The sequence below is a fragment of the Dickeya oryzae genome, assembly GCF_020406815.2.
GTDB lineage: Bacteria > Pseudomonadota > Gammaproteobacteria > Enterobacterales > Enterobacteriaceae > Dickeya > Dickeya oryzae.
In genome coordinates this window covers 2,679,071-2,699,208 of record NZ_CP162670.1, presented here as the reverse complement: position 1 = coordinate 2,699,208, position 20,138 = coordinate 2,679,071, and the positions used below count along the sequence as shown (strand labels likewise).

The window sequence follows — 20,138 nt, the reverse complement described above, 5'->3', positions numbered from 1 at the left end:
ATGCCGCGATACTGAGGACGAAACGATGAAGGTAGGGTTTGCCGTTTTACTGATGCTGCTATTCAGCCTGCCAGCGGCAGCGTCGACACCGGACGATACGCTGGTCGTCGCCATTTCCCTGAACAGTATTATCAGTTTTGATCCGGCGGAAAGTTTTGAAACCGTCAGCAGCAGCTGCCTTACCTCACTGTATCAAGGATTGGTCACCAACAGTCGTGACAACCCCACCCAACTGGAACCCGCGTTAGCGCTCGACTGGCATCCCGGCCCGGACGGACGAAGCCTGACGTTTACCCTGGACCCCAGTGCGGTGTTCGCTTCCGGTAACCCGGTACAGGCTGATGATGTGATTTATTCACTGACCCGGGCGGTGAAGCTCAATAAAACACCGGCGTTTATTCTCAATGAGCTGGGGTGGGAGCCAGGCAATATCGAGGCGCAATTTCGCAAAATCGACGATCAGCGCGTGGAAATACGCTGGAGCCGCGATATTGGCAGTGAACTGGTGTTGCGGTTGCTGTCGGCCAGCGTCGCGCTGATTGTCGACAGTAAAGTGGTGGAAAAACACAGTAATAGGGGCGATTTCGGCAACAAATGGCTGAAGACGCATTCGGCAGGCAGTGGCAGTTATCACATTCGACACTATTTGCCGCAGCAGGCTTTGTTGCTGGAGAGCAACCCCTATGCCCGTCGTCCACCGATATTACCGCGGGTGATTTTAAAAGACGTGGCCGACCCGAGTGTGCGACGCCTGTTGCTGCTACAAGGCGATGCGGATGTTGCTTACGATCTGGGGGCGGATCAATTCAGTGCTCTGGAACGCCACCCCGACGTGACGGTGCAAATGACATCAGGTACCAAAATCTACTATCTGGGGTTTAATACACGTAGCAAGACAGCACCGTTTCTCGGGCAACCCGCTTTTTGGCAGGCGGCGCGCTGGCTGGTTGACTACCAGAGCATTGCGCAGCAATTGTTGAAAAAACAGTTCAACGTGCATCAGAATTTTTTGCCGCAGTGCTTTGATGCCGCGTTGCAGGAAGAGCCGTTTCGACTGGATGTGGCGAAAGCGCGGCAGATATTGCGCGATGCCGGAATAGCGGCGGGCAGCCGGTTTACCTTGCTGGTGGCGAATCAGCCACCGTATGTGGAGGTGGCGCAGGCGTTGCAGGACAGTTTTGCCCGTGCCGATATTCGCATTGATGTGCAGATGGTGGTGGAGAGCGAACTGTGGACGCGTATGCGTAGTGGTCGCTTTGAGGCGGTATTTACCTACTGGGGGCCAGACTATATCGACCCTAACAGTAATGCCAGCGTGTTCGCGCTTAGCCAGCCCGGTACGCTGGCCGGGCGGTTGGGGTGGTCTGTTCCTCCGGCACTCAGCCAGATGACGCGAACGGCAGCCGCGCAGTGCGACCCCGTGGTGCGGCGTGATACCTACCAACAATTGCAACGGGCGGTCAGGGGTGACTCGCCGTTCGTGCTCATGTTGCAGGGACGGCGACTGGTCGCGGTGCATAATTCGCTGGTGAATGCCCGCCAGAGCATGACCAATTCGATGCTCTATTTCGATGAAATCAGCAAGGCGAAAGCGGTGCCATCAGAATGACGGTGGCTGTATTGCCCGCGCGTTTACCCACCGGGTACCCAGCGTTATTTTTTATCTGCCGTCATGTTCTCAATCAGCATGCTGGTACCGACCGCGCCGGTAATACACAGCGCCATGGGCGCAAAGAAATCGTCACTGACATGAGTCAGCTCCATAATCAGAACCAGACTGGTGATCGGCATTTTCATCGATGTTGCCAGAAACGCGGCGGCACCAATGACGGCATAGGCACCCGGCTGATTATCCGGAAAGAACCACGACCAGATACCGCCCAACGCCACCGCCAGTAACGCGCCGTTGGCAAGTCCCGGTGTCAGCAAGCCACCTTGCGCACCAGCGCGCAGACTGCCCCATTGCACTAGCACCTTGCATCCCAATAGCAGTAACGCCATCGATACTGACAGCTGGCTGGTGAAGCTCAGTTCCGCTGGCCCTTTGCCGTTGCCCGCCAGTTGCGGCAGGCTGATCACCAGCGCCCCCAGTAACGCGAAGTTGAGCAGGTTGGTGACAATCAGCCAGGCGTCTCGCGGTGAATGCTGTCGGGCGTGGCGGGTGAGGCGGTTAAACCCATAGGCGGCGACCCCGAATATCGGCCCACAGATCAGTGCCCAGACAGTCAGGTCGCTGGATACCGTCAGCGGCATTGTCAGGTGGTACTGGTATTCATCACCCAGCGCGACACGGGCTATCAGGGCGGCTGTCGCACTGGTGAAAAAAGCAGCCAGACAGGTTTTGAGCTGAACGCGCGCCAGCAGAACTTCCACGACAAACAGCGCACCGCTCAACGGAACGTTATACACCGCCGCCAGCCCGCCACCGGCACCGCAGGCAATCAGCAACCGGGTGTCTTCCGGGGTCATGCGTAATGTACGACAGAGATGGTTGGCGGCCAGCGCCCCCAGCTCACGCGGTGCCACTTCCCGGCCCAGCGGTGAGCCGAGCGCTACGGTCACAATTTGTAGTAAGGCATGGATGATGGTTTCTTTTATCGGCATGTCAGGTTTATCGGCCTGTAATGCCGCGTTGATGTTTACCAGCCGACGGCCATAGCGGTAGAGCGCATACCAGCCCAACCCGGCGACCAGCCCGCCCGCCAGCAAGGCAATAAACCGACGGGTGGGTTCTGCTGCACTGACTCCCTGTAAAAAACTTTCCTCGCTGATGATATGGTCCACACTGTAACCATAGGCCAGGTGTTGGATGGTGTGGAGCAACAGCGCCAGTAACATACCGCCAAGACCCGACAGAACGCCGGTTAGCAGCAGCGCGATGACAAAACGAAAACGCTGGGACAGGTTCCCGGACACTTTCTCGGACATTATTTCGGACATACTCACTCACATCAGCTGTGGAAAATCGCATTGCTGTAATGTTTTATTATCACGACATTTTATTATCGCAACATGGCATATAGCATTGCCGCATCATTATCACCGCACATCATTATCACCGCACATTGTACGGACTATACCTCAACCGTAAGTCTCCAGGCTGCAATGTGATGACAGGGAGGCAGGTATCATGACCCTTGTTCAACCACCGCCAGCCTATCAGCGTATTACCGGCGTTGACTGGCGACATATCTTTGTTGTGGGCGATCTGCACGGTTGCTATCAGCCACTGGTGGCGGCACTGGAGCGGGTCGGGTTTGATACCGGTTGCGATCTGCTGGTGTCTGTCGGCGATGTGATCGATCGTGGCCCTCAAAATCTGGCCTGTCTTGATTTGCTACAACAGCCGTGGTTTCGCGCCGTGCGGGGTAATCATGAGCAGATGGCGCTGGATGCGTTAAACGATGCCGGGCGTATTGCGTTGTGGCGGGCCAATGGCGGCGACTGGTTTTTCCGGCTCGAAGCACAACAGCAGAGGCTGGCCCGCCACGGGTTGTCACTGGCGGCACAATTGCCTTATGTCATTGAAATCGTGACCGCAACCCAGCGCACGGTGGTCGCACATGCCGATTACCCGGCTGACGGCTACCAGTTTGAGCAGCCGTTGCCCTGGGCGCAGGTATTATGGAATCGGCAACGGCTTAGCCAGGCGATGGCGGGGATCGGTGGGTCTATCGTCGGTGCAGACGATTTCCTGTTTGGTCATACGCCGTTGCGAAAGCCGCTGACGTTCTGGAACATGCACTATATCGATACCGGTGCAGTATTTGGCGGTGAACTGACGCTGTATTGTGTTCAGCGAGCCGGAAAGCCTGCAGAGGGAAATTAACAGACAGTGGGAAATAAAGATAAATCGATATCCTGAGAAATAACCATTCTATCAGTGTCATCTGAATAATCGTTCTATGCTTACTACTTCGAATACGCATTTGAAACGCAATGTGAGTGATGTTAATCATCAATAAAAATCGTTCTTCCCCTATGTGATGTCAGGTTGTCGATAACCCGGTGCGAAGGCTCGCTTTGCAAGGCGCTTAGCCGCGGTGTCGTTGCAGGACACGGTGTGCCAATAGAAGATTTGGCAACGTGACGGTGCGTGGAATAACGTCTTCTGAGTAAGACACATATTCTTGGGTAAGACACATATTCTTGGGTAAGACACATATTCTTGGGTAAGACACATATTCTTGGGTAAGAAACATTATCTTGGGTAAAAAACATTATCTTGGGTAAAAAACATATTCTGGGTAAGGAATGTATCGTGAAAAAATATCTCTTCCAATTATTGTGTGCATCATGTGTTTTATTGGCTGCAACCGCAGACGCGAAAAATACCCGCCTGAGTGATAATGAGATCAAGCAAATTATTATTGAGGAATCTATTGCCAGTTATGCGGGGAATTGTGCCTGTCCGTATAATTCGGCCAGTAATGGCAGTCGCTGTGGTGGGCGTAGTGCCTGGAGTCGCAAAGGCGGCGCGGCACCAGCCTGTTATAAAGACGATGTGACAAAAGAGCAGGTGGCGCGCTGGCGTGAAAACAACACGTCGCGGGCACAGTAACCATTACGTATCGATCTCCATGTCTGTCCGGCGTGGCGATTTTCCCGAACGGCACCTGAAAAAACGCCCTGACAAGTTCATCAGGGCGTTGTGTCATAGAGTCAAGGAAAGGTTGAGAGGCGTTACCGGAATACGTGTAAGGCCTGTTCCAGTCGGCGTGCCTGTTGTTTTAACTGATCCGATGCCTGCGCACAGGCATTGACCTGAGCCGCATTTTTCTGGGTGATCTGTTCCAGTTCCTCCACCGCACGGCCGATTTCAGACAACCCAACCGTTTGTTCTTTAGTTGAATCCGCAATATGCGCAATCAACTGGCTGACGCTATTTACCCGGGTGACGATGTTCTGCGTACTGTTGCCCGCGTCCCGCACATGGGTGGAGCCGGTGCGGACCTGTTCCACACTGGATTCGATCAACTGCTTAATTTCATTGGCCGCACTGGCGCTACGCTGTGCCAGATTACGCACTTCGCCCGCGACCACCGCAAACCCTTTCCCTTGTTCACCAGCACGCGCGGCTTCCACGGCGGCGTTCAGTGCCAGAATATTGGTCTGGAAGGCGATGTTATCGATGATGGAGGTAATACCGGCGATTTTCTCCGAGCTGGCGACAATGCTGTCCATGGTCTTTTCCATCTCGCCAATGACCCGACCGCCGCTGATGGCTGCATCGCAGGCGGTGGAGGCCTGTTGACTGGCTTCGCTGGTGGTCGTGGTGTTGGTCTGCACCGTGGTATTGATTTCGTTCATGGCAGCGGCGGTCTGCTGCACATTCGCCGCGGTGCGTTCGGCGTGGTCACTCATGTCTTCACTGCCGTGGGCCAGTTCGTCGCTGGCGGAGCGGATGTTCAGTACCTGCGTGCTGATGTCGTCCACCAGCCAGCGAAACATCAACCCCAGTTGTCCAATGGCACGCTGGATGGTGCCAATCTCATCGCCGCGACTACCATAATCCAGGGTGGTGACGTTGCCGGTGGCGATATCCAGCGCCTGCTGTTTAACCATTTCAATCGGTTTGATTAATTGCCACTCCAGTAAGCCGTCCAGCAGCAGCATCATGCCGGTCATAAACGCGCTGGTGATATAAAAGTCAGAGTCAAAATCGCCATGAAGTGACCAGAACGCGATGTAGCTTATCAACGCCGTCAGCGTGATAATCCCGCGCAAGCGCCAGCGCATCGATATCAGCTTCAGGCGCGAAAACAGCCCGGTCACACCAGTGCGATACAGTACCCCTTTGTGTAATTTCAGGTTCTTACCCTGATCGCCACGCATGGTTTGATACAGTTTTTCCGCCGCCTCCACATCCTGACGGGAAGGTTGGGTACGTACGGACATATATCCAGTCGTGCGTCCCTGGCGCACAATCGGGACGGCGTTGGCGCGCACCCAGTAATGATCGCCGTTTTTACGTCGATTCTTGACCAGTGCTGTCCAGGGTTCTTGCTGCTTGAGTGTTTGCCACATGTCGCGAAAGGCTTCGACCGGCATATCCGGGTGACGGACGAAATTATGTGGTTGTCCATCAATTTCTTCAGGCTCGAAACCACTGACCTCAATAAACGCATCGTTGGCATAAACAATATGGCTATCCACGTCGGTGACCGACATGAGCGTGGCATCCTTGTCAAAAACATATTCCCTTTGTGTGACTGGCTGGTTGTTGCGCATTTCAGGTCCTCGTGAAAATTATTTTTAGTTTGGACTTCAGGGTCTGTCGCATAGAAAAGATATATAGCCGCGATGCTTCAGCGTGCAGGTGCGCTGGTTTTATTATCCCGTCTTCCCTGACGTATTCCTTTTCGAAGGGCGTCGTGCGTATCAATGCTGACGTCCTGCTATTACGTTATTTGGATACCCGTAGCGTAATCTGTGATTTGTTTTTTTACCTATAGCTCGCTTTTTAATAAAAAGCTGACGATATATGCCCTGTTCAGGCCATAGACAGCCGACTGTTGATGTGGTTAACGATTATGCAACCTAACAATAACAAACATATGCATGAGATCTGATCCGATATCATTTTAAATTTAGCATTTGTCTGGCAAATTTCATTTTTCGCCAGAAATAATGATGCGCTATCGCAAGGTTGTGATGAAAAATAAAGCGCCTGACGGTTATCACCATCGATGGGCAGAGATAATTAGCAGAAAGAGAGAAAACAAATCATGCCCCAGGGGGTCATCTAACAGGTGTTTATCCGGTGCACAGTATTTATTGCCAGTCGTTTTTGAAGGACATAAAAAATAGCATTTGGTCGTGATAACAGTGTGAGAGACGCAGTGGATAAGCGGTAGGTAAGCGCGTTCATGGGGTGTCCGCCCCAAAGCAGGGCGGACGATGAAAGCAGGTTTTCAATCGGGGGAGAGGAGTCAGAATGTCTCCCAGTTTCCCGTATCGTGGTAGGCTCCGGCGGTGGCGGCTTTGCCGGGAAGCGTTAACGGCGACGGTGTTTTACCGGATGTGCCGATGACGGGCCGTTTTTTCCCGCTGTCCTGAACGGGCGTTGCATGAAGCCGGAACAGCGACACCGCATGGTTAAGGTGGTCACTTTGCTCTTCCAGTGATACGGCCGCATTAGCGGATTGTTCTACCAGTACCGCGTTCTGCTGCGTGACGCGATCCATCTCGCTGATGGCCTGGCTAACCTGATCGATGCCGCGGCTTTGCTCTTCCGATGCACTCGAAATTTCCCCCATGATATCGGTGACGCGTGAAACGGCTTTCACCAGATCGCCCATGGTTTCCCCGGCAGAGGTCACCAGTACCGAACCTTCGTGCACCCGATTAACCGAGTCTTCGATAAGCCCTTTGATTTCGCGAGCTGCTTCGGCGCTACGCTGCGCCAGATTCCGCACTTCACCGGCTACCACGGCAAAGCCACGACCCTGTTCCCCTGCGCGTGCGGCTTCTACCGCCGCGTTGAGCGCCAGAATATTGGTCTGAAAGGCGATGCTGTCGATAAGCCCGGTAATATCACTGATCTTCTGCGAACTGCCGCTGATTTGTTTCATCGTGCTGACCACGTTATCCACCACCTGCAACCCTTTGTGAGCGGTATCAGACGCGTCGCGCGCCAGCTGAGAGGCGTGACGGGCGTTGTCGGCATTCTGTTTAACGGTAGCGGTTAACTGCTCCATACTGGCGGCGGTTTCTACCAGCGATGCTGACTGCTGTTCGGTACGCGAGGAAAGATCGCTATTGCCACCGGCAATTTCACTGGCGCTGCGATAAATTTCATCTGCGCTGGTACGCACTTTCCCAACGGTGTCAGTCAGCGACTGTTGCATATGGCGGACACTCTCTGCCAACTGGCCAATTTCATTTTTCGCTTCAATGTGCAGTGACTGTGTCAGGTCGCCGGTGGCGATGTGGTGCAGGTGCGTTATTACCCGGCGTAATGGCTGCAACAGGATGCGGCGAATATACACCCAGGCACTGCTGGTGGCGAACAGCAGGATCAACACACAAACGGCTATCACGATGATACTGTAGTCATAATTTTGGTTGCTATCGGTCACCGCGCTGTCATTGAGGGCATCGTTTTGACGGAAATAGGCATCAAAGGAATTCTGGAAGGCGTCCTGCATTTTTTGTGTCGGCAGTGCCTGAATGGTTTTGACGTCCTGCGTTTTAATCAAATCAACGATTTGCTGTAATACGTGGCGCAGTGCCTGGTAATGGGTGTTGATGTCTTTCGCCAGCGCTGCGTCCTGTACCGGCAATAACGGAATTTGAGTGTAGGCAGCGAAATGTTTGTCCGCCTGAGCCAGCGACTGATTGGCGACATCAATCAGCTCGGCCGATTTCCCGGCGCTGGGAATGTTGTTGGTTTCCATAATCATACGTGCGATGGCGCGATTCATGGTATTGCGTGTCTGGATCAGAGCTATCCAGGACGCATTCAACTCACTGCTCTGTTTGCGCAGCGTTTGTGCGACGACAAAGTTATTGCGATCACCTTTCATGGCGCCAAAGAAAAAACCGTAACTGACCAACTGCAATAGACTTAATGCCAGTAGTAATGAAAAAAGTCCGGTGACAATTTTTATATTTCTGAACATGGTTTGCTCTCGGTGATGGAATAATGACGTCGGTAAAAAATCCATCGGCACTCAAAAGTGAGAACTTTAAAAAAAACGTGATTATCATCACAGGAAATACTTATGACACAGCTTGTCGTTATTACAGCGGAATAAGCAGGATGATCGTCCGGATAATATTATTTTTATAGTTTTTCGTTATTCGCATGCTGGCAAGTGGGGTTGCTGATTATGGCAAATCTGATAATGACAAAGTAAAAGTAATGATAAGGTAAGTGATGACGAGGTAAATCGTCATCAGGCTAAAATGGTAGGGCTATTATGCCGGGGGTGTATAACGGCGTTTTGCCCGATACATAGCGCTATCCGCTTTGCGGATCAGCTCATTGGCGTTAAGCGGCGCGTCCTCTTGCAAAATCGCATGCCCCACGCTGGCGGACAGCGTAATCGTCTGATGGCGAATGGTGACCGGTTTTTCAATCTTCGCTTTCAGTTTCTGGGTGATGCTACGAATTTCGCTGGCCAGATTCTGCTGTTCATGAATCACCATCAGAAATTCATCTCCCGCCAGCCGACCGATGAAATCGTAAGAGCGGGTATTCTGGCGTAGCAGGCGGGCAAAAGTTTTGATGACCCGATCGCCAAAATCATGCCCAAACTGGTCGTTATAGTGTTTGAAGTTATTGATATCAAAAAATAGCAGGGCCAGCGCCCCACGCCGTTTTTTGCCCGCCAGCCGTTGCAGGTAACTGATGACGGCACGGCGGTTGGGCAGGCCGGTCAGGTGGTCGTGATTGGCTTCAAACGATAGCCGATCGCGCAACACCGTCAGGTAGGTGATATCGGTGGAAAGGATATAGGTGCCGAGCTCCGGTGATTCGGCGGGCACCAGTTCGGTATGCAATGTGACGCGTTGGCCGTCAGGCATGCCCACTTCATGCTCAAACGACGCCGGGTGCTGTTTCTGGCGCGATTCCTCCAGTCGTGGCAACAGCAACGCCAGCTCCTTCGGGCGAAAGATGTCATGGATATCACGTTGATACAGGTTGTCATGCTCATGACCGATTAACCTGCGCAGGTGGCGATTGGCAAAAACCAGCACGTTATCCGGATTGATGCAGGAAATCATCGCCGGAATATGGTCGGTGATGTCCTGAATGAATTGATGGCTTTGGTACAGTTCGGCGGTGCGTTGTTCTACACGGGTTTCCAGTTCCTGGCTCAGGTCGCGTAATCGCTGTTCCGAGGCTTTCTGCGCACTGAGGTCGGTCAACGCCAGTAACAGACCGAACTTGCTGCCGTCGGGATTGCAGAGTACCGAAATGGAGACCTGCGCCCACAGTTCGCTACCGTCTGCGCGGATGTAGCGGCATTGCTGCGTACTTTCCCGCATATCGTTGTTCATCAGCCGTTCGTAGTCTGCGATGAGTGCCGGTAAATCCTCCGGGTGAACGACGTTCTCCACCGGCAGCGTCAGCAACGTTTGCTCGTCGTAGCCGAGCATGTCACAAAACGCGGGATTGACCTTTATCGGACGTTTATCCGGGGTTACCAGCGCCAGACCAATGGCCGCGCTGGAAAACATCTGCTGGTTAATGTAATCCGCGTGGTGCAACCTTTCCTGCGCTATCGCTTCACGCGCCTGCATTTCTACTTTATGCAGCACGGTTTGCACGATGCAGGCTAAATCGCTCAGTTGCTGCAGTTCCTCATCGCTAAAGGTACGAGGCTGGTGGTGATACAGGCACAGTGCGCCCAGTGGCGCACCGAGCGAAGAGAGCAGTGGGTAACTGGCGTGAAAACGAATCGGATCCGCGCCGGTGACCAGCGGATTATTCACAAAACGTGAATCCAACAGCGTGTCAGGAACGATCAGCGGTGCGTTGGCGCTGACGGTATGAGCGCAGAAGGAAAATTCGATAGCCGGTTCCTGACGCGGAAAATTCTCTTTTGTCAGAAACCACTGGCGCTCGCTGTTGACCAGTGAAATCACCACGCTCTGCACCTGAAAAAAGGTACGGGTGATACGTGCCAGACGCGGGAGCTCATCAGCGGGCTGGGTGTCGAAAATATTCAGCATGCGCGCGAGGATGTCTTGCTGTTCTTCGCTACAACGATGGCATGGGGACGTCATGACGAAACCTTATAATACCTGATGATAGTGGCTGTCGGCTCTGCGAAGGGCAGAGCGCAGCAGATGTCGCCATCCCGCATTTGGCCTGAGCGCTTGTCCGGTTATGATTCAAGAATAGTTATCGGTAGGTAGCACACCGCAACATGACTTTTTTTAGTGAAATGTGCGGTGCGTCACCCTATGGGGTGCAATCCCGTCCGGTTTATCACTGACAGGTTCGTGGTTTATTGACCTTGCCGATAGACGCATTGACCGTGAACATAAGTCGCGCTTATGTTTCGGTCATCACCTTGCATCATCAGGGCGAACAGCCGTGAGTCCAGCGAGGTGGCTTGTTGCTGGCGTAGTTGCTGCAGAGGTGTCGCGGCCCAGTTCAGCACCACGAAGTCGGCGTCCTTGCCCGGCAGAAAATTACCCAGCCTGTCATCCAGTGACAGCGCTGCCGCACTCCCCAGCGTGGCCTGATAGAAGCCTTCGCGTGCCGAGAGTTTTTCGCCTTGCAATTGCTGCACTTTATAACCGTCGCTGAGGGTTTGCAGCAACGACAGGCTGGTACCTGCGCCAACATCGGTACCGATACCCACACGAACCCCGGCGGCTTTTAACGGATGCAGCCGGAATAGCCCGCTGCCTAAAAACAAATTGGAGCTGGGACAAAACGCTACGGCGGACTGACTACGCGTTAGTGTGTGAATTTCATCCGGGTGCAGGTGAATAGCATGGGCAAACACCGAGCGGCGTCCGGTTAACCCGTGGTGATGGTAGACATCAAGGTAGTGTTGCTGTTCGGGAAACAGCGACTTGACCCAGGCAATTTCGTCCGTGTTTTCACACAGATGAGTGTGCAAATACACATCCGGATATTCCCGCAGTAAGCGGCCTGCCAGCGCCAGTTGTTCCGGGGTAGAGGTGGCAGCAAAGCGCGGCGTGACCGCATAGCGCAACCGCCCGCGGTGGTGCCATTTTTCAATCAGCGCCTTGCTCTCGTCATAGCTCTGCTGGGCGGTGTCACACAGCTCGTCCGGTGCATGGCGGTCCATCATGACTTTACCGGCAATCAGGCACATGTTTTTGTCTTCGGCGGCGCTAAACAGCGCATCAACCGACTGGGGGTGGACGGTAGCAAAGACCAGCGCACTGGTGGTGCCGTGCCGTAACAGTTCCTGAATAAAGAATACCGCCCGTTCACGAGCGTAATGTTCATCAGCGAACTTGCACTCGGTAGGGAAGGTGTAGGTATTAAGCCAGGACAGCAGTTGCTCACCGTAACAGGCGATCATTTCCGTTTGGGGAAAGTGGATATGGGTGTCAATAAATCCCGGCATCAGTAATTGACCACGGTAGTCAATAACCGTTAGCGCCTGACGATCCGTTTCGGTGAGGCTGTCATACGGCACAGCGTCCTGAATACGGCCGTTACGCACCAATAGCGCACCGTCTTCGATAAAGCGCGTGGCGTCGGGGTGGTGCAGTGGGTCGTCGACAAAGTGTAACAGACTGGCGCGGTAGGCCAGGGTGGCGTCCATCATGGGTATTCTCCCTGCTGTGGAGCAGGAAAACATGGGCGCATTGCCATGACGCCTTCCTGCTCCCGTGTTGTTCAAAGCGGTGTCAGCGTCTGATTTTTGATGGTGAAAAGGAAGGTGCACCATCGTCACGGCAGGATTCATCCCTTGCGGCGTTGATGGCCCGGCAGGCCGTGAGACCTCGTCGCAGCAAGTGACTGAAAATCAGTAAAAGCGGTTTGATACTACGAGCCGATGGCGGTCTGCGTCAATAATACGTTTTGCTAATGATTGACGAGTAAAGCCAGAAAAAACACTTTATGTGTATTCTGATGCATAAAAAACCCCGCCGGGCGGCGGGGAAAGACGGTCAGAAAAGTAAGGAAACACGGAGGGAGTGAGGAATAACGGGTTACTTGCGTTCGCCGTCAACCGGTTCAGTTTTGCCAGGTACCATGATGGAGCGGGTAATGGCTTCCATCGTCACGAACGTGTGACCGCAGTTGACGTTGGTGCACTGGTGGTAGCGCTCCTTGGTATTTTCAGACAGGTAGCGGCTGGAACGGGCATGAGCGGAATGACGGCACAAAGGACAATGCATCATTTTGAAATCACCTTATGTGTACGGGTTAGTTAAACATCTTACACACATACTATGTGATAGAATTCGATTTTGCAAACTTTAAATTCGAAAAGTGATTCATTGCGCGGTGGTGTTATCCACTACGCTGTAGCTAATGTCGTAATCGACGTCCAGCATCGACACTTCCAGCTCAACCGCCGTGGTAAAACCGCTACCGGCGATAGTGTGGGTCAGACGTTTGATAGTCCACTGCCGCTCGTCGATCACCTGCTTGAATCCTTTCAGATTCACCAGCGCGCCAGGCTTCAGATTCTCCATGCCGCGTGCCAGCGAAATCGAGAACGTTACCGTGCCACGCTGGGTTTCACGCCATTTACTCACCGCGGCCTGTGTGGCTTCATCCTGGCTGGCGTAGATGGTTTGTAGCGTTTGCTGGCTGTCTTCTTCCCCGGCCAGATAATCGTCAGTTGATAGATCGGACGGCTGGCTAGCCGATTTGGCGCTGGGGTGCGATGTTGACGCCGTGGTCTGTGTTTTACGCTGGCGGCTAATCTTCACAGTATGTGTTTTTGCATCGCGGCTATCATGCCAGTTGGCGGTGATCGCGGTATTGGCAATGCGATCGGCAATCGTAAAACTGTGAGAGTCGCCGTCGCTGCGCTCGATCAGATACGTCGCGACATTTTTGCCATCTGCCGCCGTACCACTGCCTGCGACAAAGAGCCGCAACGTATCGTTTTTTATCGCTACTGTGCCGCTGTATTTCCTGGCCAGACGACAGAGAAACGACAAATCGGACTCTTTGGATTGGTTTTCGTGCACGATTGCCGTATTAGCCAGCGAGGTATCGATTGACGCCAGCAGGCTGTAGCGTTCCGCAATCGTCCGGGCGATATCGCCCAGTGTGGTCATGTTATAGGAACCATCACGTGGCGTGTTGAGATCGCCGCGAAAATTAACGCTACGTGCGCTGAGGGTAATTCTGTCCGGTGCACCGCTGTGACTGACCTGGTCAACCACAAAGGTGCCTTTATCCTCCAGTGCTTTACCCTTCCAGCCGATTTTAACGCTGACTTTTTCCCCGCGTTTGGGCATCAGCACTTTGCCATCACTGTCATCGATATCCAGCGATAGCTGGTCGGATTCAAATCCCAGGACATCGTGCAGTGACAGCGAAATGAGCCGTTGGCTAAGATTGCGGGTCGTTTGCGGGTTACCGGATGCATCCGTCAGTGTTATCTGATAATCCGGCGCAAGCTGGTCTGCAATACCAATGCGGTTATTTACTATCACGAGAAGACACCTCCGATGGCGGCTTTGGCGGACGCGATGGCCGGTGTAATCTGCTGGTTGTACAAATCGGTAGCTTGTTGGCTGAGGTCGCCAAACATGGCTATCAGTGATTCATCGACACGCGTCAGGTTAATCGTGAATTCGATACGCTTGGCGCTGCCGTCGGAGAAGAATTCCGTATTGGTGTGTTGCAGGCTTTCAACGACGAACATGCCATAAATGGTGCCGCTGCCCTCGATTAACGGCCAGGCGCGACCTGTCCCGGCCATCAGTTCCAGCGCTGATAACGAGAGTTTACTGAACTTGCCGTTAATTTCAGGGCACAGTACGCCATTAAGGCTAATGGTTTCGTTACCTTGCCCCAAAAACTGCTGCGCAGGGCGTAGACCGATACGGCCATTGTTGGCCCAGCGATAATTAACATTACGACTGAGGGTACTGTACGGCAGTGTTTGCAATTGAAATACAAATAAACCCAGTGCAAGCATCATCATATTATCCTCATGAAATAAGGTTAGAGGTCATTGAGTTGTAGGAATAGGCGCTGCTATTCGGGCTGTATTTTCTCAGTGCCTCTTCGATGTATTGCTTAATCACGTCGAGGTTACTGTTTTCGGGTACGGTAATGGTGATGTTATTGACCACGCGCTGGTCAAAATAACGTTGTGATGAATTCGGCGAGAGGGCGTTGTAATGGCCGTTCGTCATGTCGGACTGCAAACTGGCGTGGTTTTCCACGTTGCTTTGGTTCATCAGACCCGGCTGGTTGAGCAATTGCATCGCAGACCCTGACAGCGCCTGCAGATTATCAAGCCTGCCCTGAAACGCTGAACCGCCATCACCGTCATCCAGATCCGCATTGCTTAAGGCGGATATCATCATGCTGGTTTCTTCCGTACCGACGAAAGACTCCTGGGCGGTACCGAAGAGGGCACTCAGCCCTTCAGCGCCAGTCTGCGATGTTGCACCCGTGCCAGGCTGTGGCAGCAGGTTGGTCGGCAGATTGAGGCTTTGCTGTGCGTTCAGCAATGATGAGACGTTGCCCGGCAAAGAGGCGGAAGCCAGTCTGGCAGAGGGCACCAGACCGGCGATATGTTGTTGTGCCTGCATGGCAGCAGCGGCAGATAAATAGATGCTGTTGACACCGTCACTGGCCTGGGCAATAAGCGATTGCGTCACGCCAGCGCCTGGGCTCTGACCTGAGCGAGAGAGGCCACTATTGCCGGTTTGCGATAAGTGATGGGCATTTTTCAATGCAGCATACGTTGGGTTCAGCGCAGCGGTGATGGTATCAAACCGCCTGGCGAGATTACCCAGCATCCCCAGCTGTGCGGCGGCAGAAGTCCTGCCGCCTTTTTTTCCGCTGCTTTTCTGCGCGCTGGCAACGGTTGATGTACCGCTGTTGGCGAGCTGACCGGCTTTGCTCAAGAAATCCAGCAATACGCTGTTGATTTTATTCAGATACACATTGTCTCGCAGCGGCGAGAAAATGCTGTTGTCCGGAGCGCTGTTGCGCGGTGTTGCCGCAGACCCCGAACCTGGGGAAGTTGATGGCTTAGGCACCGTCTTTTGCTTAGGCATAGTCTTGTCCACTTCGTTGTAGCGCCCGGCCACGCCAGTTAATCAACTCTGCCAGGCTCATGGGGAAAAGTTCTGATGGCGGCCAGTGGAACACCACCGCAATATCCGCCATCAGGTCGTCAACCGTGAGGCTCGGTGGGGGCGTTAGCGAACCGAGCCCGGTGATAAAAAACTGATCACCTTACCGGCGAATTCGAGCAGGTCAGGCAGTTCCAGCCCCATCACGTCCGCCTCGGTCAAGGCCGGGTAGGTGATGCGAGGCAGCAATTTAATCAGCGCTTCCACATCGGCGCTCGCCAGTGCCGCCAGCCCGATGCCACGCAACGTCCCTGCCGTTGGCGTGAGCAGCGTAATCGCGTCGATCTGCGTGTCGCCGCGTTTAATCGGGGCGTTCAGGGTAATCATGTGGTGTTGTGCAGTATTTTCAGCCGTCATAATAAAGACTCCCGTTTTATCAATAAGAATGGCCAGCCGTAGCTGGCCATGAAGCGGTCATTACAGACCGATATTGCGGCGGTGCTGTTCCAGACGGTCAACGCCGTTGACTTTTTCGATCATGTTGATGGTGTCGATTTCAATCATGTCGACGCCGTCAATGATCAGTTTGTAGTAGGTACACTGGGTGGAAACACGAACATCGGTTTCTTCGCCTTGCTTGGATTCGCCACTGTCAATCGACTTGTGGCGGCCGCGCAGTACGATTTCAACAGCGGTGATGTCACCGGTGTCGTCACGCTGGTAAGAACCGGCGAAACGCAACGGAACGGCATCAGCACCCGGCAGGGAGTACTGGCTCCAGAAGGCGCTGTCCGGCAGACCGCCCATGTTCCATTCCATCACCAGGGCGTCGTTGTCCAGACCGAAATCCACCGGCGCGGAACCTTGCATACCGCCGCCACGGTAGTTTTCCAGTTTGCGGGTCAGTTTCGGCAGGGTGACGGAATGCACCTGGCCCATGTAGCTCATACCGTCGTTGAACAGGTTGAGATATTTAAGTTTACGTGGCAGTGCCATGAGTCTGTCGCTCCTTAGCTGTTAACAGATGCGGCCAGGTTCACCAGATACTTGTCGGTGATACGCTGACGCAGCGTGAGGTTTTCCAGTGGCGGCACCGGGGTGTACTCGTAGTCGATGTACAGCTTGCCTGCCTTCAGCGTTTCCTTATCGTTGGCGCTTTCATCGAACCAGCAATCGGCGTCGATAATGTAACCATTGGATTTCAGCTCGCGGAATTTAGCCTTGATACCTTCGATGATGTCGCGGATCAGGGTGGCAGTTACCGGTTTGTCGACCGCCCACATGTGCGCTTCGGCCATGGTGTCGGCCAGTACCTGCGCCGTGCGGGTGTAGTTTTCAAACAGGAAAAGCGGATCGTCGGAGCAGGTGCGGTTACCCCAGAAGCGGAAACCGTCCTTGCGTACCAGCGTGGTGACGCCAGCCTGGTTCAGCAGGTCGGCATCGCTACCGATGGTCTGCAGGTCCCAGTACACGCTTGCGGAGATGCCGGTAACGCCGTTAACGCCGACGTTAGACAGGGTTTTATGCCAGCCGGTTTCCTGGTCGATTTTGGCACGCAGGCCCAGCGCACGCGCGGTGGCGTAAGCTGTTGCGCTGGCGTTAGCCGTGGTGTCCCAGGCAACGAAGTCCGGCCAAATCACCATCAGTTCGCGCTGGCTAAAGTTGCCGCGGTATTTGATGGCGTCAGACAAGGTTTTGCAGCCATAAGCGCTCACGTAACCGAAGGCGCGCAGTGACTGGCAGATAGCTGCCAGCGCGGTAGCGACAGGCTGGGAATCCAGCCCCGGAACGCCGAGGATACGCGGTTTCACGCCAGTCACGGCCTGCGCGTCCAGCAGGGCTTTCATGCCGGTGTATTTACCGTTGGCATCGGCACCGCCGATGATGTTGGATACCGTTTCAGCCTCGTTGGCGCCTTCCGCTACGCGAACGACTACCGTAACCGGTTTGGTCTGGTCGCCGATGGCCTGCAACGCAGCAGCCAGGGTACCGGTTTTACCGGCTTTGCCTGCGGCGGTCAGTACATCGGTAATCAGTACCGGTGTATTCAGTGGGAAAGTGGCGGCGTCAGCATCCGGTCCAGTACAGACCATACCGACGATCGCGGTTGATACAGTTGAAATGACGCGGGTACCGTCGTTGATTTCGACGACCTGCGTACCGTGATGAAAATCACTCATCAAGAATGTCTCCTGTTGTGGGGTGCGAGTAATAGTGCCTTGCTACAAAAAAGAAGGCACCCGAATGGGGTTTGGTATCCGATGGCACAACAGGGGAATAAGCAAGGTGTTTAAATTCTTATTAAAAACAGGTGGTTGAGTGAAAATAAAAAAGATGCCGTTGGGGGGGCGACGGCATCTTTGGCAGGGACACACCTCAGCAGAGGGCGTCAGTGTGAACGCTCAATCAGGCTGGCATGGTTGGCCAGTCAATCGCGGGCGCGGCAGACAGATCCACCCGGTTTAACAACACCAGATAGGTTTTCCAGTCCTTCAACGCCTGAGTTTCCTGTTCGCTCGCCATGTTCAGCTCAACCGCGTACTGCAGTACGGTCAGGCGTTTTTCCGCCTGCGCCTGGTAACTCGCCTGTTGCTGTTGAGCGGCAGTCAGCTGAGCGGCCTGTTTTGCCTTTTCATCCGTTACCCAGTTGTCACCTTGCCAGACATCATAGTCGGTTGTCGGCGGCAAGAGCGTCAGGGTATCGGGCAGGTCGCCGGGTTGGCTTATCTGGGTGGATTGACGTGTCTGTTTATCGTAGGCGGTCTGCCCGCGATAATTGACAATGCTTTCCCAGGTTAACCCGTCCTGACTGCGCACGCTCGTGTGACCAGCTTGCTCATCCGGTGGCGTATCCGTAAAACTGTGTGCCGGAATGCCAACACCTTCCATCAGGTATTCCCGGGTGCTACCGATATATTCCCGTGTTTGCGGGTCAATATGGTAAACCTGAATATACCCATTACTGACACTCAACCCCTGTTCATTCAACTGAGTTGTATTTTCGTTTTGTGTTGTCATGATTAACCTGCCTTGACGATATAGCTAAAGGCGATATTGCGCGGACGGTTTTCCGATGCAGTCGGGACGACGCGTGATGCGTCGAATATTGCAGGAGCCCATGAGTTGGCTGCGCCATTTGACCATGAGCCATTGTTTTTAGAGTCTTTGGTTATTGCCTTCAAGTCATAATATAAAGCACCATTAAAATAGCTCTCATTGAGTGTGCCATCAGCATCAACTCCGTAATACAAGCTACCTGAAATATTACGGATAGCATCGGTTTGCTCAGCTAACAGCTTACGCTCAGCGTCTACACCACGCCCATCATCCCAGCCACGAATAAATTCGCCGCGCAAATCTGGCAGCGTGCCGGCTGGGTACAATTTTGCCAGTTGTGGATATTTCGCAGTGTCGAATGCCTGACCGTTACATTTCAGCCAGCCTTCCGGTGCATCTGCCAGCGGCCAGGGTTGCGGGATACCGACCAAATCTTTCAACCCGTCGGTCGTGGTAGGTTGCGTCGCCGGGGTATCTTGCTGGCTATCCTGGCATTTGGCACATCCAACGGTAATACTGCCGATATTAATCGGGCTGTTTTTATACAGATTCTCTTTACCCAAGATCAGGTCCAGTGAACATGGGGAGTTACTTTTTTCCATGTGTTTTCTCTCAATATGAATGATGTTGTTAGCGCGAGTGATATCGCGCTTGTATTATTTTTTGAAAACACAACGCATGCATTGAATGACAGTTTTTTGGAGGGTGGCAAAACATATAGCGGCTTCATTGTTTTAATTTAAATTATCATAATTAATATTCTTTATTTGGAGGTAATTTCGCTATGGATGGATTCTTTCGTGGCAGGAAAATATTTATAAATGGTTTTGGCCGACACCCCAATGATATTGGCGATTTGCCAGCGTGTTGCGCCATTACTTAACAATGTTTTGGCATGATCAATCGCATCGGGTGTCATAATGCGACGCCGCCCACCGATGCGACCGGCGGCTCTGGCCGCCGCTAATCCCGCCCGGGTACGTTCGACTATCAACTCGCGTTCCATCTCCGCCAGTGCACTCATGACATGGAAAAAGAAACGGCCAGCAGGCGTGGAAGTATCAATGGCATCTGTCAGGCTGCGAAAATGAATACCACGGCTTTGCAGGTCAGACACCATGGTAATCAAATCGCGCACACTGCGGCCCAGTCGGTCCAGTTTCCAGACAATCAGCGTGTCGCCACGTTTGAGTTTACGCAATGCGCGTTTAAGCCCCGGTCGTCTGGCATTTTTGCCGCTGGCCTGATCTTCGAAAATCAGCTCACAATTTGCACTATTCAGTGCATTTTTTTGTAATTCGGTGTTTTGATCGCTGGTCGATACCCGGGCATAACCGATAAGCATAACGTAACCTCCTGAAAAG

Annotated in this window: 19 protein-coding genes; 3 read left to right on the top strand and 16 right to left on the bottom strand. The window is 53.3% G+C overall.

The window, feature by feature from the left end; all coding sequences use genetic code 11:
* The first annotated feature begins 25 nt into the window (after positions 1-25).
* Positions 26-1,609 (top strand): ABC transporter substrate-binding protein, encoded by a 1,584-nt coding sequence (locus tag LF929_RS11925; protein WP_226093165.1) that lies wholly within the window; start codon positions 26-28, stop codon positions 1,607-1,609.
* A 44-nt stretch (positions 1,610-1,653) separates the two neighbouring features.
* Here the strand turns inward: LF929_RS11925 and LF929_RS11920 are convergent, their stop codons facing one another.
* Entirely contained in the window at positions 1,654-2,940 is a 1,287-nt protein-coding gene (locus LF929_RS11920; protein ID WP_226093164.1) for a chloride channel protein, read from the bottom strand.
* A gap of 190 nt (positions 2,941-3,130) precedes the next feature.
* Here LF929_RS11920 and LF929_RS11915 point away from each other — a divergent pair, with 190 nt between their 5' ends.
* Both LF929_RS11915 and LF929_RS11910 read left to right on the top strand, forming a co-directional pair.
* Positions 3,131-3,829: a metallophosphoesterase gene (locus LF929_RS11915; RefSeq protein ID WP_226093163.1), complete on the top strand. Its 699-nt coding sequence runs from the start codon at positions 3,131-3,133 to the stop codon at positions 3,827-3,829.
* 432 nt (positions 3,830-4,261) lie between these two features.
* Positions 4,262-4,561 carry a hypothetical protein gene (locus LF929_RS11910; RefSeq protein ID WP_016942416.1) on the top strand — a complete coding sequence of 100 codons (300 nt, stop codon included), beginning with the start codon at positions 4,262-4,264 and terminating at the stop codon, positions 4,559-4,561.
* 122 nt (positions 4,562-4,683) lie between these two features.
* Here LF929_RS11910 and LF929_RS11905 read toward each other — a convergent pair whose 3' ends face one another.
* From LF929_RS11905 to LF929_RS11835, 15 genes are all read right to left on the bottom strand, one after another.
* Complete coding sequence (locus tag LF929_RS11905; RefSeq protein ID WP_226093162.1) at positions 4,684-6,231, bottom strand: PAS domain-containing methyl-accepting chemotaxis protein; 1,548 nt, start codon at positions 6,229-6,231, stop codon at positions 4,684-4,686.
* Between the two features lie 701 nt (positions 6,232-6,932).
* Entirely contained in the window at positions 6,933-8,624 is a 1,692-nt protein-coding gene (locus LF929_RS11900) for a methyl-accepting chemotaxis protein (RefSeq protein WP_226093161.1), read from the bottom strand.
* Between the two features lie 298 nt (positions 8,625-8,922).
* Positions 8,923-10,737, bottom strand: a complete 1,815-nt coding sequence (locus LF929_RS11895) for a diguanylate cyclase (RefSeq protein WP_226093160.1) — start codon at positions 10,735-10,737, stop codon at positions 8,923-8,925.
* A 224-nt stretch (positions 10,738-10,961) separates the two neighbouring features.
* Positions 10,962-12,266, bottom strand: a complete 1,305-nt coding sequence (gene guaD / locus LF929_RS11890; RefSeq protein WP_210177236.1) for a guanine deaminase — start codon at positions 12,264-12,266, stop codon at positions 10,962-10,964.
* Between the two features lie 388 nt (positions 12,267-12,654).
* A complete protein-coding gene (locus tag LF929_RS11885; protein WP_012769529.1) occupies positions 12,655-12,846 on the bottom strand; it encodes an ogr/Delta-like zinc finger family protein in 192 nt (63 codons plus the stop codon).
* 96 nt (positions 12,847-12,942) lie between these two features.
* Positions 12,943-14,118: a contractile injection system protein, VgrG/Pvc8 family gene (locus LF929_RS11880; protein ID WP_226093159.1), complete on the bottom strand. Its 1,176-nt coding sequence runs from the start codon at positions 14,116-14,118 to the stop codon at positions 12,943-12,945.
* Positions 14,115-14,609 (bottom strand): phage tail protein, encoded by a 495-nt coding sequence (locus LF929_RS11875; protein WP_038906312.1) that lies wholly within the window; start codon positions 14,607-14,609, stop codon positions 14,115-14,117. The genes LF929_RS11880 and LF929_RS11875 overlap by 4 nt, the downstream gene beginning before the upstream one ends.
* Before the next feature lie 10 nt (positions 14,610-14,619).
* The gene (locus tag LF929_RS11870) at positions 14,620-15,699 is read right to left on the bottom strand and encodes a hypothetical protein (protein ID WP_226093158.1); all 1,080 of its coding nucleotides are present in this window, start codon (positions 15,697-15,699) and stop codon (positions 14,620-14,622) included.
* A complete protein-coding gene (locus tag LF929_RS11865; RefSeq protein ID WP_012769533.1) occupies positions 15,692-15,811 on the bottom strand; it encodes a GpE family phage tail protein in 120 nt (39 codons plus the stop codon). Before LF929_RS11865 ends, LF929_RS11870 begins: the two co-directional genes overlap by 8 nt.
* 32 nt (positions 15,812-15,843) lie before the next feature.
* Complete coding sequence (locus tag LF929_RS11860) at positions 15,844-16,134, bottom strand: phage tail assembly protein (protein WP_210175006.1); 291 nt, start codon at positions 16,132-16,134, stop codon at positions 15,844-15,846.
* A gap of 60 nt (positions 16,135-16,194) precedes the next feature.
* Positions 16,195-16,713, bottom strand: coding sequence for a phage major tail tube protein (locus LF929_RS11855; protein WP_023639476.1), 519 nt, complete (start codon positions 16,711-16,713; stop codon positions 16,195-16,197).
* Between the two features lie 14 nt (positions 16,714-16,727).
* Positions 16,728-17,897, bottom strand: a complete 1,170-nt coding sequence (locus tag LF929_RS11850) for a phage tail sheath protein (RefSeq protein ID WP_012884465.1) — start codon at positions 17,895-17,897, stop codon at positions 16,728-16,730.
* Between the two features lie 226 nt (positions 17,898-18,123).
* Positions 18,124-18,735 (bottom strand): tail fiber assembly protein, encoded by a 612-nt coding sequence (locus tag LF929_RS11845; protein ID WP_226093157.1) that lies wholly within the window; start codon positions 18,733-18,735, stop codon positions 18,124-18,126.
* Between the two features lie 2 nt (positions 18,736-18,737).
* Positions 18,738-19,376, bottom strand: a complete 639-nt coding sequence (locus LF929_RS11840; protein WP_226093156.1) for a phage tail protein — start codon at positions 19,374-19,376, stop codon at positions 18,738-18,740.
* Between the two features lie 161 nt (positions 19,377-19,537).
* Complete coding sequence (locus LF929_RS11835) at positions 19,538-20,119, bottom strand: recombinase family protein (protein ID WP_210175003.1); 582 nt, start codon at positions 20,117-20,119, stop codon at positions 19,538-19,540.
* Positions 20,120-20,138 lie beyond the last annotated feature (19 nt).